The organism is Micromonospora sp. NPDC005291, assembly GCF_040607415.1.
Taxonomy (GTDB): domain Bacteria; phylum Actinomycetota; class Actinomycetes; order Mycobacteriales; family Micromonosporaceae; genus Micromonospora.
This window is the reverse complement of the sequence record NZ_JBEXGR010000009.1, coordinates 132548-144522: the sequence shown is the minus strand read 5'-3', so window position 1 is coordinate 144522 and position 11975 is coordinate 132548. Positions and strand designations below refer to the sequence as shown.

Annotated in this window: 13 protein-coding genes; 5 read left to right on the top strand and 8 right to left on the bottom strand. The window is 72.9% G+C overall.

What is annotated here, in order from left to right:
* Positions 1-43 precede the first annotated feature (43 nt).
* Together recG and ABZT18_RS15320 are read right to left on the bottom strand one after the other, a co-directional pair.
* The gene (gene recG / locus ABZT18_RS15325) at positions 44-2242 is read right to left on the bottom strand and encodes an ATP-dependent DNA helicase RecG (RefSeq protein ID WP_354997477.1); all 2199 of its coding nucleotides are present in this window, start codon (positions 2240-2242) and stop codon (positions 44-46) included.
* The gene (locus ABZT18_RS15320) at positions 2239-3852 is read right to left on the bottom strand and encodes a DAK2 domain-containing protein (protein ID WP_354997476.1); all 1614 of its coding nucleotides are present in this window, start codon (positions 3850-3852) and stop codon (positions 2239-2241) included. Before ABZT18_RS15320 ends, recG begins: the two co-directional genes overlap by 4 nt.
* Before the next feature lie 289 nt (positions 3853-4141).
* Between ABZT18_RS15320 and rpmB the strand changes: the two genes are divergently transcribed.
* A complete protein-coding gene (gene rpmB / locus ABZT18_RS15315) occupies positions 4142-4333 on the top strand; it encodes a 50S ribosomal protein L28 (RefSeq protein ID WP_354997475.1) in 192 nt (63 codons plus the stop codon).
* Between the two features lie 112 nt (positions 4334-4445).
* Here rpmB and ABZT18_RS15310 read toward each other — a convergent pair whose 3' ends face one another.
* Both ABZT18_RS15310 and ABZT18_RS15305 read right to left on the bottom strand, forming a co-directional pair.
* Positions 4446-4907 carry a GNAT family N-acetyltransferase gene (locus tag ABZT18_RS15310; protein WP_354997474.1) on the bottom strand — a complete coding sequence of 154 codons (462 nt, stop codon included), beginning with the start codon at positions 4905-4907 and terminating at the stop codon, positions 4446-4448.
* Positions 4908-4936: 29 nt separating this feature from the next.
* Positions 4937-5926: a thiamine-phosphate kinase gene (locus ABZT18_RS15305; RefSeq protein ID WP_354997473.1), complete on the bottom strand. Its 990-nt coding sequence runs from the start codon at positions 5924-5926 to the stop codon at positions 4937-4939.
* Positions 5927-6022: 96 nt separating this feature from the next.
* On the opposite strand from ABZT18_RS15305, the gene ABZT18_RS15300 reads away from it, so the two are divergent.
* Both ABZT18_RS15300 and ABZT18_RS15295 read left to right on the top strand, forming a co-directional pair.
* A complete protein-coding gene (locus ABZT18_RS15300) occupies positions 6023-6256 on the top strand; it encodes an Lrp/AsnC ligand binding domain-containing protein (RefSeq protein ID WP_007456453.1) in 234 nt (77 codons plus the stop codon).
* 9 nt (positions 6257-6265) lie between these two features.
* Positions 6266-6949: a DUF3515 family protein gene (locus ABZT18_RS15295; protein ID WP_354997472.1), complete on the top strand. Its 684-nt coding sequence runs from the start codon at positions 6266-6268 to the stop codon at positions 6947-6949.
* A 44-nt stretch (positions 6950-6993) separates the two neighbouring features.
* On the opposite strand, the gene ABZT18_RS15290 is transcribed toward ABZT18_RS15295, so the two are convergent.
* Both ABZT18_RS15290 and ABZT18_RS15285 read right to left on the bottom strand, forming a co-directional pair.
* A complete protein-coding gene (locus ABZT18_RS15290) occupies positions 6994-8094 on the bottom strand; it encodes a D-alanine--D-alanine ligase family protein (RefSeq protein WP_354997471.1) in 1101 nt (366 codons plus the stop codon).
* A 197-nt stretch (positions 8095-8291) separates the two neighbouring features.
* Complete coding sequence (locus ABZT18_RS15285) at positions 8292-8510, bottom strand: hypothetical protein (RefSeq protein WP_354997470.1); 219 nt, start codon at positions 8508-8510, stop codon at positions 8292-8294.
* 276 nt (positions 8511-8786) lie between these two features.
* On the opposite strand from ABZT18_RS15285, the gene ABZT18_RS15280 reads away from it, so the two are divergent.
* Together ABZT18_RS15280 and ABZT18_RS15275 are read left to right on the top strand one after the other, a co-directional pair.
* Positions 8787-9632, top strand: a complete 846-nt coding sequence (locus ABZT18_RS15280) for a helix-turn-helix transcriptional regulator (RefSeq protein ID WP_354997469.1) — start codon at positions 8787-8789, stop codon at positions 9630-9632.
* A gap of 5 nt (positions 9633-9637) precedes the next feature.
* Positions 9638-9862: a DUF397 domain-containing protein gene (locus tag ABZT18_RS15275; RefSeq protein WP_354997468.1), complete on the top strand. Its 225-nt coding sequence runs from the start codon at positions 9638-9640 to the stop codon at positions 9860-9862.
* Between the two features lie 85 nt (positions 9863-9947).
* Here the strand turns inward: ABZT18_RS15275 and ABZT18_RS15270 are convergent, their stop codons facing one another.
* Together ABZT18_RS15270 and ABZT18_RS15265 are read right to left on the bottom strand one after the other, a co-directional pair.
* Complete coding sequence (locus ABZT18_RS15270; protein ID WP_354997467.1) at positions 9948-10997, bottom strand: ROK family protein; 1050 nt, start codon at positions 10995-10997, stop codon at positions 9948-9950.
* 85 nt (positions 10998-11082) lie between these two features.
* Complete coding sequence (locus ABZT18_RS15265; RefSeq protein WP_354997466.1) at positions 11083-11871, bottom strand: putative protein N(5)-glutamine methyltransferase; 789 nt, start codon at positions 11869-11871, stop codon at positions 11083-11085.
* Positions 11872-11975: the final 104 nt, after the last annotated feature.

Genomic DNA, 11975 nt, shown 5'->3' with positions numbered 1-11975 from the left:
CTGGCACCTACTTTTCATCAACTGATCAAGGACGAACCCGGGCTCAGCCCTTTTCCAGGTACTCCGCGCGGTCCTCGTCCACCAGCGCGGCTACCGAGGCGGCCAGCGCTGGATTACGGGTCAGCTCCGGGTCGTCCTCGACCAGGGTGATCGCCTCGGCGCGGGCGTCGCGGATCAGGTCGGCGTCGCGTCTCAGGGACAGCAGCCGCAGGTGCGAGCGGTGCCCGGACTGGGTGGCACCCAGCACATCACCCTCGCGGCGCTGCTCCAGATCCAGTTCGGCGAGCTTGAAGCCGTCGCTCGTGGACGCCACCGCGTCCAGCCGCTCCCGCGCCGAGGACCCCTCGGCCGCTTCGCTGACCAGCAGGCAGAGCCCGGCGGCGGAGCCCCGGCCGACCCGGCCACGGAGCTGGTGCAGTTGGGAGACGCCGAACCGGTCGGCGTCCAGCACGATCATCACGGTCGCGTTCGGCACGTCCACGCCGACCTCGATCACCGTGGTCGCCACCAGCACATCCAGGTCACCGGCGGCGAACGAGCGCATCACCGCGTCCTTCTCGTCGGCCGGCAGGCGACCGTGCAGCACCCCGATCCGCAGGCCGTGCAGCGGCCCCTCGGCCAGCAGCGGGGCCACCTCGGTCACCGCCAGCGGCGGACGACGACCGTTGTCGTCCACCGGCGGCGGTTCCTCCTCCGACGCCGGACCATCACCGATTCGTGGACAGACCACGTACGCCTGGTGGCCGGCGGTGACCTCCTCGCGCAGCCGACGCCAGGCCCGGTCCAGATAGGCCGGCTTCTCGGCGGCCGGCACCACGTGCGAGGCGATCGGCGATCGACCTCGGGGCAGCTGGGAGAGGGTGGAGACCTCCAGGTCGCCGTAGACGGTCATCGCCACCGTGCGCGGGATCGGGGTGGCCGTCATCACCAGCACGTGCGGCGGCTGGTCGGCCTTGGCCCGCAGAGCGTCGCGCTGCTCCACGCCGAAGCGATGCTGCTCGTCGACCACCACCAGGCCGAGATCGGCGAAGTCGACCCCTTCGTAGAGCAGGGCGTGGGTGCCGAGCACGATGCCGGCGGCGCCGCTGGCCACCTCGCCGAGCGCCCGCCGACGGGCCGCCGCGCCCAGCGAGCCGGTGACCAACTCGACCCGGGTGGCGTGCTCGGCGGAACCAAGCTCGCCGGCCCGCCCGAGCGGCCCGAGCAGGTCGAGCATGCCGCGGTAGTGCTGGGCGGCCAGCACTTCGGTGGGCGCCAGCAGCGCCGCCTGCCCGCCCGCGTCGACCACCTGGAGCATCGCCCGCAACGCCACCACCGTCTTGCCCGAGCCCACCTCACCCTGCAACAACCGGTGCATGGGGTGCGGGGCGGCCAGATCCGCGGCGATCTCCACGCCGACGTCGCGCTGGCCGGCCGTCAGCTCGTACGGAAGTCGGGCGTCGAAGGCATCCAGCAGCCCGCCTGGGCGCGCCGGGCGGGGCTGGGCCGGCCAGTCGGCCGCCCGATGCTTGCGCTGCACCAGAGTCAACTGGACGGCGAAAGCCTCGTCCCACTTGAGCCGGTGCCGCGCCCGGTAGAGGTCCTCCTTGCTGGACGGCCGGTGGATCTCCTTCAGGGCGGTGCCCAGCTCCACGAGCTTGCGACTGGCCCGCACGCTGGCCGGCACCGGATCCTCCGGCGGGGTGAAGGTGTCCAGCACGACCCGCACGCAGCGCGCGATCACCCAGGTCGGCACGGCCGCAGCGGCCGGGTAGACCGGGATCAGCGCGCCGGCGAACTCCTCGATCTCGTCGCTGACCGCCGCCTCGCCCTCGCCACCCTCGCCGAGCAGGACGTACTCCGGGCCGTTGAGCTGACGTTTTCCCCGGAACTCGGTGACCTTCCCGGCGAACAGCCCCCACCGGCCGGGGCGCAGCTCCCGCTCACGCCACGCCTGGTTGCCGAAGAAGGTCAACGTCAACACCCCGCCGGAGCCGTCGCCGACGGTCACCTCCAGCAGGTTGCCCCGCCGCTGACGCATCGGGCGCACCGCGGTGCGCTGCACCTGGGCCAGCACGGTGACCTGCTCGCCGACGTCCAGCGAACGGATGTCGGTGTGCTCGCCGCGCTCGTCGTAGCGACGCGGGAAGTGGTAGACCAGGTCACCCGCGGTGTGCAGATCGAGGTGCGAGGCGAGCGCCTTGGCCGTCTTGTCCCCGACCAGTTTCTTCAGCGGAGTGTCCACCGTGGCTGGTTCGCTCATTCGATCCCTACCAGGAGCGGATAAAACGGCTGACCGCCCGGGTACGCGTGCACCTCGACGAACGGCCAGCGCCTCGCGACGTGCGCGCGGACGGCCTCGGTGAGCCCGGCCGGAGCGTCCGCGCCGGCCAGCAGGGTGACCATCTCGCCACCGCCGCCGAGCATCCGGTCGACCACAGCGGCGCAGGTGTCGGTGAGGTCGATGCCGATCAGGTGCACCTCCCCCTCGACCAGCGCCAGCACGTCGCCCGGACGGCACGGGCCGGCGACGGTCAGCGCCTCCCGGCTGGCATGGCAGACCTCTGCGTAACGGCAGGCACCGGCCGCCTCGGCCATCGCGATCACGTCGTCCTCGAAGCGGCGGTCGCCGTCTCGGACCGCGAGGGCGGCCAGCGCCTGCACGGGCGAGCGGGTCGGCACCACGCTCACCTTGATGCCGTACCGATGGGCCTCGCGGGCCGCCGTGCTCGCCACCGCCTCCGTGTTGGCGTCGTTGGGCAGCACCACCACCCAGGCCGCGCCCGTGCTGCGGATGGCATCCAGCAACTCACCCGTGGACGGGTTGCCCGGCACCACGGTGGCCCCCTCCGCGGCGAACAACTCGGCGATGCCACCGCCGGTGGCCACCACCACCGCCGCCCGGCCGTCCACCACCGGGCTGGGGGGCGGCTCCGGCTGATCGGCGAAGCGGGTCACCGAGATCCGGTACGGGCGGCCGGCGGCGACGCCCGCCTCGACCGCCGCGCCCACATCGTTGACGTGGACGTGGACGTTCCAGGTGCCCTCCGGCTCACGCCCGTCGCCGACGACGACCAGCGAATCCCCCAGGGCGTCCAGTGCCCGCCGCATCCCGGTGACCGCCTCGGCCCGGGCGTCGAGCAGGAACTGCACCTCGTACGCGTACTCGTTGGAACCGGTCTCCCGTGCGACGGTGGCCGCCGGACGGGCGGAGCGCGGGGCTGGCGCGGGCCCGGCGGTGCTCTCCCCGGTGAGCACCTCGACCAGAGCGTCGAGCAGCACGCAGAACCCCCGGCCGCCCGCGTCGACCACGCCCGCGCGGGCCAGCGCCGGCAGCTGCTCCGGGGTCCGGGCGAGCGCCTCGGCCGCCGCCCGGGCCGCGACGCGGGCCACCGCCGGCAGGTCGTCGCTGTCCGCCCGTTCGGCTGCGGCGGCGGCCGCCGCGACCACGGTCAGCAGGGTGCCCTCCACCGGCCGGGCGACCGCCGTGTACGCGGCGGCGGCGCCGGACCGCAGCGCGGCGGCCAACTCCCGGCCGTGCACCGCCGGCACCACGGCGACCTCGTCGGCGAAACCCCGCAGGATCTGCGAGAGGATCACCCCCGAGTTGCCCCGCGCGCCGAGCAGCGCGCCCTGGGCCATCAGCCGAAGCGCGTGCCCGTGCGCGGTGGGCCCACTGTCGGGGAGGGTGTCCAGATCCATCGCGAGGGCCTGCTGGGCCGATGTGAGGGTGAGCACCAGGTTGGTGCCGGTGTCACCGTCGGGCACCGGATAGACGTTGAGCTGGTCGATCTCGCCCTGGTGGCGCTTCAGCGCGACCAAGCCGCTCGCGCACCAGCGGCGCACTGCGGCGGCGTCGAGGGTGTCCAGCACGGCCAGAAGCCTACTGGCGCGCACCGACACCCGTCGGACTCGTCCGGCGTGTCCTCCTCGCCCCCCGGTCCGGCGGTGAGCGCGGCGCGCACGGGTGCCTCCGGTACCCTTGCCGCCGGGCCGGCCCACCGTCGGGCGGACGGGCCCACGACCAGGCGCGAGCCGGAGCACGGGCAACCGCCGGACCGGGCCAGTTGGCCGGGTCGGCGAGTCATCGGGTAACCTGACCAGGTTGCCCGGCCAGCACCTGCCGGCGACCCCATGAACGTATCAATCCCAGGAGTATCCCGTGGCTAGCGTGTGCGACGTCTGTGGCAAGGGACCGGGCTTCGGCCACAACGTGTCCCACTCGCACCGGCGGACCAACCGCCGCTGGAACCCGAACATCCAGACGGTGCGTACCCCGGCCGGTGGCGGCAACACCAAGAAGTTGCAGGTCTGCACCTCGTGCATCAAGGCCGGCAAGGTCACCCGCGCCTGACGCGGTAGCACCCACCTTCTCGTACGGCTCAGCCGGCGGACCCTGAGGTCCGCCGGCTCTGTCGTGTCCGCGCGGCACGCCGTGCCCGGCTGAAGGCGGCCGAAACCGCAGGTCAGAGGGTGCGGCCGAAGGAGACGCAGCCCTCCTCGTCCTTGTAGAAGCCGAAATTCGGAATCCGCTCGTAGCCGGCGGAGCTGTACATCGCGATCGCCTCGGGCTGCTTGTCGCCGCACTCCAGGACCACCCGCTTGCGGCCATGTTCGCGGGCCGAGCGCTCGACGGCCGCCAGCACCGTGCGGGCCACACCCCGCCCACGCGCCGCCGGAGCCGTGAACATCCGCTTCAGCTCCGCGGTGTCCGCGCCGTGGCTGCGCCAGCCACCGCAGCCGACCGCCTCGCCGGCCAGATAGGCGACGAGGAACTCGCCATCGGGCGGCTCGAACTCGGTCGCGTCCACCGGGGTGTCGTCGCCGGAGCCGCCGTAGCGGACACCGAGGTCGGCCAGTGCGGCGCGGATCAACTGCTGCGCCACCGGTGCGTCGAACCGCACCACTCGGATCTCGATCTCACTCACAGTATCCAGGGTACGGCGGGCGCCGGGCCTCACCGGAAATGGTCCCAGCCGGCCGGGCCGTCGTAGGGGGCGCCGTTGACCGTCACCCCGGCACCGTCCGTGACCAGGCCGATCGGCCGCCATTCCGGCGGCAACGCCACCGCCGGGGGGAAGGTCGCGGCCAGCGCGTGGTCGTCGCCACCGGCGAGGATCCAGGTGTACGGGTCGACGCCGAGTGCCTGCGCGGCGTCGGCCATCTGCCGAGGCACCTCGAACGCGTTCCGGCGTACGTCGATCGCCACCCCGCTTGCCGTCGACACGTGCCCCAGATCGGCGAGCAGCCCGTCCGATATGTCGATCATCGAGGTGGCGCCGAGCCGGGCGGCCTGCGGACCGGCCTGGTACGGCACCTGCGGCCGCCGGTACGCCTCGACCAGCAGCCGAGGGGTGCGGAAGCCCCTGGTGAGCACCGTCAGCCCGGCTCCCGCGTGCCCGGTGCGCCCGGCGAGCGCGAGCACGTCCCCGGGACGGGCACCCGAACGCAGCACGGGCGGGCGGCCCTCCAGGTCGCCCAGCGCGGTGACCGCGACGGTCAGGGTGGGGCTGGCCGACATGTCCCCGCCGACGACACTCGCGCCGACCGTCGCCGCCTCGGCGGCCAGCCCGTCGGCCAACTCCTCCGCCCAGCTGGTATCCAGGTCGGCGGGCATGCAGAGGGCGACCAGCAGGGCGGTCGGCGTGGCACCCATCGCCGCGATGTCCGCCAGGTTGGCCGCCGCCGCCCGGTGCCCGACGTCGCGGGCCGAGGACCAGTCCCGCCGAAAGTGCCGCCCGTCGACCAGCACGTCGGTGGAGGCCGCCACCCGGCCGTCCGGCGCGGCCACCACCGCGGCGTCGTCTCCCGGGCCGAGCAGGGTCGTCGGTCCGTACGACAGTCGGGCGGTGATCTTCCCGATCAGCCCGAACTCCCCGATCCCGGACACACTGGCGCCGGCGCCGGCATTCCGCCCGTGTTGCCCGGCTCTGCCGTGCTCGCTCACCGCTGCTCCTTGACGACCGATAGAGATCAGACCTGGTCCGTAAGGTACTTTCACCCTTCGGGCCGCTCGCGGGCGGCGACGGACGGAGGTCGAGTCGTGGTACAGGCGTACATCCTCATCCAGACCGAGGTGGGCCGCGCGCGTGACGTGGCGGGTCTCATCGCGGACATCGCCGGCGTGGTACGTGTCGACGCCGTTACCGGGCCGTACGACGTGGTGGTCCTCACCGAGGCGAACACCGTCGACGAGCTCGGCAAACTCATCGTCAGCAAGGTGCAGATGGTGCCCGGCATCACCCGCACCCTCACGTGTTCGGTGGTGCGGCTGTAAGTGGACGAGATGACGACCTCCTCCGCGGCTCTGGACGACGACGGGGCGGGCGACCCGGCCGACGGGACGCGCGAGCCGGCTGACGGTATCCGCGAGCCGGCCGACCCGGTCGCCGACGCGCCGGCCGGCCGGGACCGGACCATTCGCGGCGCCGCCCTGCTGGCCACGTTGATCGCGCTACCGATCACGCTGCTGGTGGCCGTGCTGGCCTTCACCAAGCTCACCCCGGACGCGCCGGCCGCCGCGCCGACTCCTTCCGCGACCACCGCCCGGGTGCAGTCCACCGCCCCGGTGGAGATGGCCGCCCCTGCGCTGGCCGCCCGCCCGGCCACGGTCTGCCGAGCCCTGCTCTCGCAGCTGCCGGCGAGCATCCGCGACCTGGCCCAGCGGCCGGTCACCACCGGCCCGGAGCAGAACGCCGCGTTTGGCGACCCCGCGCTCACCGTGGCCTGCGGCGGCACCGAGCAGGCGTTCCCCACCACCGACGAGGTCTGGACGGTCAACCGGGTCTGCTGGCATCTGACCGAGGAGGCCGACACGGCCGTGCTCACCACGGTCGACCGGGAGACGCTGATCACGGTGCGCGTCCCGCGCTCGTACGAGCAGCCGTTGCAGTGGGTGCCGACGATCTCCAGCACGATCGTGGCGACCGTGCCCTCCGGCGGCGACATCCCGTCCGGCTGCCAGCGCTGAGTCGGCCCCGCGCCAGCTGACGTACGCGGGCGGGACCGGGTGGCTCAGTGCAGGCCGACGCCGCGCCGCTGGGCGGTACGGATCAGCCGGTTGACCAGCTTCGGATACTCCAGGCCGGAGGCCGCCCACATCCGGGGGAACATCGACGTCGGGGTGAACCCGGGCATCGTGTTGATCTCGTTGAGGTAGACGTCCAGCTCGGGGGTGACGAAGAAGTCGGCCCGGGCCAGGCCGGCGCAGTCGAGCGCCGTGAACGCGCGGACCGCGTACTCCTGCACCTGGCGGGTCACCTTCTCCGGAAGGTTGGCCGGGATGTCGTACTCGCAGGAGTCGTCGAGGTACTTCGCCTCGAAGTCGTAGAAGTCATGGTCGGCGACGACCCGCACCTCGGCCAGCACGGACGCCTCGGGCGCGCCACCGGCCTCGCCCTCCAGCACGCCGCACTCGATCTCGCGGCCGACGATCGCGGCCTCGATGATGACCTTCGGGTCGAACTGCCGGGCGGCGGCGACCGCCGCGTCCAGCTGCGCCCAGTCGGTGACCCGGGTGATGCCGAACGACGACCCGGCCCGGGACGGCTTGACGAAGACCGGCAGGCCGAGCCGCTCCTTGTCCTGCTCGCTGAGCGTCATCCCGTTGCGCAGCACCGCGTACGAACCGACCGGGATGCCCTCGACGGCACAGAGCTTCTTGGTGAACTCCTTGTCCATGGCGGCGGCGGAGGCGAACACGTTCGCCCCGACGTAGGGGATGCCGGCCATCTCCAGCATTCCCTGGATGGTGCCGTCCTCACCGTACGTGCCGTGCAGCACCGGGAAGACCACGTCCACGTCGGCCAGCACCCGGGGGCCCTCGGTCGGGTCGAGCACCATCAGCCCGTTGCCGGTGGGGTCGGCGCGCAGGACGATGTCGTCGCCGGAGTCGGCGGTGATCTCCGGCAACTGCCGGGCGTTGATCGCGAGCTGGGCAGGATCTCCGCTGGTCAGCACCCACTGGCCGGCCCGGGTGATGCCGACGGGCACCACCTCGAACTCGTCGGGGTCGAGCGCTCCGAACACGCTGCCGGCGCTGACGCAGGAGATGCCGTGCTCCGGGCTGCGTCCGCCGAAGACGATCGCCACGCGGGTCTTGCCTGGGGTGGTCACTCCGGGTCACCTCTTCGTACGCGACTGCGGCTGGTCGTGCTCGCCGGTGGCGCTCACCCGGTTGACCTTACTGTGCGTGGCGATAGGGCGAGGCGATACCCGGCGAGCCACGGCACGACACGGCAATCGGTCAACCAGGGATATACGGTGTGTGATCGGACTGTTGCGCGCGCCGCAGACCGGTGACCTGGGCCTGCTCAGCTCCGGGCGTGCCGGCGGCCGACCGCGATCACCTTCACCCGCTGTCGGCCGGCCCGCACCATGCCCAGTGCCATGAACGCTCCGGCGATCCGGTCGGCGGCCTCTCGACTGCTGGCGCCGACCACCTGCCTGCGCCGCTCCGGCACGGTCCGCTCGTTGCGGTCGATGCCCTCGACGGGTCGCACGTCGGTGAGCACCACGAGGAAGCGGGTCATCGAAGGCCGTCCGGGTGCACGGCGGGGGGCTCCGGACCGGTTCGCACGTCGTCTCCTTCCGGCGGGCCGAGATGGCGGCGGCACGCGACGATCGGGTACGGGGGAGAAACCCGATCGCCGCGTGCCCCATCCCCTCCGGTCGCTCACCGCCACCGTCGCCACGACAACCGGCAGTGAGGACGCGATGACAGATTGACACGTGGACAGCCGTGAATGCAACTCTCATCGACGTTCTCTCATGCAGACGTTCCCACAGATGTGTGCGATCATCGATGTATGGCCCCGAAGACAGCCCGTGCCCGCCGGCTCGGAATCGCCCTGCGCCACCACCGGGAAGCCGCCGGGCTGACGCTGGAAACCGCGGCAGACGAGATCAACAGCACCCGCAGCACCCTCTCCCGGTACGAGAACGCCCAGACCCTGATCACCCCGGCCACCGTGCGCGCACTGCTCACGTCGTACGGGGTGGGTGCCGAGGAGGTGACCGCAGCGGTGCAACTCGCCAAGGACGCCCGCAAGCCGGGCTGGTGGGTCTCGTACTCCTACCTGCTGGACCCGCGCACCATCGACTTCATCGCGCTGGAGGCTGAGGCGACAGCCATCGCCAACTTCGAGCCCTCGGTGGTGCCCGGCCTGCTGCAGACCGCCGACTACATCCGTGGCGTGATGCGCGGCGGGCCGCACACCCTCAGCGACGACCTGGTGGAGCAGCGGGTCAAGGTCCGGCTCGACCGGCAACAGCGGCTCACCGGCGACAACCCACCCATCCTCGACGCGATCATCGACGAGGGCGCGCTGCTGCGCCCGGTCGGCGACCAGTCGGCGATGGACGGGCAACTGCGCCACCTGGTGAAGATGGCCGAGTTGCCGAACATCAGCGTCCAGGTGATCCCGCTCTCCGCCGGCTACCACCGGGGCACACGGGGTTCGCTGCACATCCTCGAGTTCGCCGACCCGGAGGATCCGATCATCGCCTCGGTGGAGACCGTCGCAGGTCAGATGATCCTCGACCGGGCCGGCGAGACGCGTACCTGCACCAAAATCATGGAGCATCTGCGCAGCGTGGCGCTCAGCCCGGCCGACAGCCGCAAGCAGCTCCTGTCACTCCTGAAGGGACGGTAGGACCGATGACACCGACGATCACAGCGACCTTGGCCGCGGCGGCCTGGCGCAAGAGCAGCCGCAGCGGCGACCAGGGCGCCTGCGTGGAGGTGGCCGCGATCCCGCGGCTGGTGGCCGTCCGCGACTCCAAGGACCCGGCAGGCCCGGCCCTGCTGTTCCCACCGGCCGCCTGGAACGCCTTCGCCCAGGCACCACCCCGCCCCGGAACAGGCCTCGTACCGCTGACCTGACCGGACACACCGCCCCACTGACCCGCCCGCCGCGCCACCGACCAGGACGCGCGGCGGGCCGGGGCCGGGCGGGGCAGAACCAGGCTCAGGCGACCAGTGGGCCGGGCTCCGGGACGGCGCGTAGCGCCTCCAGCGCGGCGATCGCCACACCCCGGGCACCGGCCATGTCCCGATCCGGCACCAGCGCGAAGGTCGCCACCGCCGCCTGCTCCTCGCGGAGCACGGTGTGCTCGCGGACCGTCGCCAGGAACCAGTCACGGAACTCCGGTGCGGCCTCCACCACCCCACCGCCGACGAAGTAGGCGTGCGGGTCGGTGAAGTTCGCCGCCACGGTGAACAGCCGCCCCAACGCCATCGCCTGCTGGGCGAAGAGGTCCCGCGCGAGGGCGTCGCCCCGCTCGCCGTACCCGCGAACCAGCTTGGCCGCTCGGGCCACCGGCTCGGCGGCGAGCGGGTGGTCGGGGTGCCGGGTCAGCCAGTACGGCAGCAGGTTGCGCTCGATGCCGGTCAGCGAGGCGACGCTCTCGACGTCCCCGGTGAAGCCGCAGGCGCAGGTGGGCTCCGGCTGACCCGGGCCGAGCAGCCCGCTCAGCGGGATGTGCACGTGACCAAGCTCCCCGGCCATTCCGGCGGCACCGGCGATCACCCGACCGCTCTCGACCACACCGCCGCCGAGGCCGGTGCCGACGATCGCGGAGACCGACGATCGGTTCATCGCGTCGGCGCCGAAGTAGACGTGGTGGGCGTAGAGCGCGGCCGCGTTGCCGTCGTTGTGGTAGACCACCGGCAGGCCGAGCCGCCGCTCCAGTGCGCCCCGCACGTCGAAGCCCCGCCAGGCCGGCTGGGAGAAGTTGGTCGAGCCCCGCGACGAGATGACGCCGTCGGCGCTGGCCGGGCCGGGCGTGTCCAGCCCGACCGCCCGGACCAGCTCGCGCGGCACGCCGGTCTGCGCCAGGGCACCGTCCAGCGCCTGGGCCAGTGCCTCGATCGCCGCCTCCGGCCCGGACCGCACCTCGCTGGGGATCTCCAACAGCCCGTCCACCAGGAACCGGCCGTCCACCGTCAGCACGGTGGCGTTGTTGCTGGTGCCGCCGTTGTCCAGCCCGACGACCACCGGCACCCCTGCGCTGCCCACCAAGAACCGCCTCCCGCCGTCGTGGATGTGAGCCGAGGCTAGTGCCAAGCCCGCTCCCCCGCCATGCCCGGCCACCCGGACAGCGTCAACCGGGGTGGTACGCGGTCACCGCGGTGGCGTCCAGGTCCTCGTCGTGCCGCACGGTCGGCACCAGCCCGGCCGCGCTGAACGCGGCACAGAGCGCGTCCACCTGAGTGACGCCGGCCTCGACGACCAGGTGTCCACCGGGGGCCAGCCAGCGGGCCGCGTCGACACCCACCCGGCGCAGCACGGTGAGCCCGTCCGGCCCGCCGTCGAGCGCCACCGGTGCCTCGTGCAGCCGCGCCTCGGCGGGCATCAGCGCCACCGCGTCGGTCGGCACGTACGGGGCGTTCGCGACCACCAGGTCCAGCCGACCCCGCCACTGCCGGGGCAGCGGCGCGAAGAGGTCGCCCTCGTACACCTCGGCGTCCAGCCCGGCGAGGTTGCGGCGCGCACACGCCACGGCCGCCGGGTCGATGTCGGCGGCGGCCAGCCAGCGCGGCGCGAGCCGGTGTGCCAGCGCGACCGTGGTGGCCCCGGAACCGCAGCAGAGGTCGACCACGGCCGGCGCCGGGCCGGTCACCACGACCGCGGCCTCGACCAGCAGGGCGGTCCGGGCACGCGGGACGAAGACACCCGCGTCGACGGCGATCCGCAGGCCGCAGAACTCCGCCCAGCCGAGCAGGTGCTCCAGCGGTTCGCCGGCCACCCGACGGTCGGCCAGGTCGGCCAACGCCGCCGGGGTGTCCGCTGCGGCCAGCAGCAGGTCGGCCTCGTCCTCGGCGTACACGCAGCCGGCGATGCGCAGCCGGTGCACGAGGGCAGGACGGTCGGTGGGGAACGGTGGTGCCATGGGGATCCTCCGGGAACGCTCGCCGGCGCTCCCGCGGCCGCTATCGCGGCAGGGACACGGGAGGAAGCGCCGGTCCTGTCTGTTGGCGGATCGGACTCACCTCC

Coding starts and splice junctions, on each gene's coding strand:
- recG (WP_354997477.1), bottom strand. CDS start 2,242: ATGAGCGAACCAGCCACGGTGGACACTCCGCTGAAGAAACTGGTCGGG.
- ABZT18_RS15295 (WP_354997472.1), top strand. CDS start 6,266: ATGACGACCTCCTCCGCGGCTCTGGACGACGACGGGGCGGGCGACCCG.
- ABZT18_RS15285 (WP_354997470.1), bottom strand. CDS start 8,510: ATGACCCGCTTCCTCGTGGTGCTCACCGACGTGCGACCCGTCGAGGGC.
- ABZT18_RS15280 (WP_354997469.1), top strand. CDS start 8,787: ATGGCCCCGAAGACAGCCCGTGCCCGCCGGCTCGGAATCGCCCTGCGC.
- ABZT18_RS15275 (WP_354997468.1), top strand. CDS start 9,638: ATGACACCGACGATCACAGCGACCTTGGCCGCGGCGGCCTGGCGCAAG.
- ABZT18_RS15265 (WP_354997466.1), bottom strand. CDS start 11,871: ATGGCACCACCGTTCCCCACCGACCGTCCTGCCCTCGTGCACCGGCTG.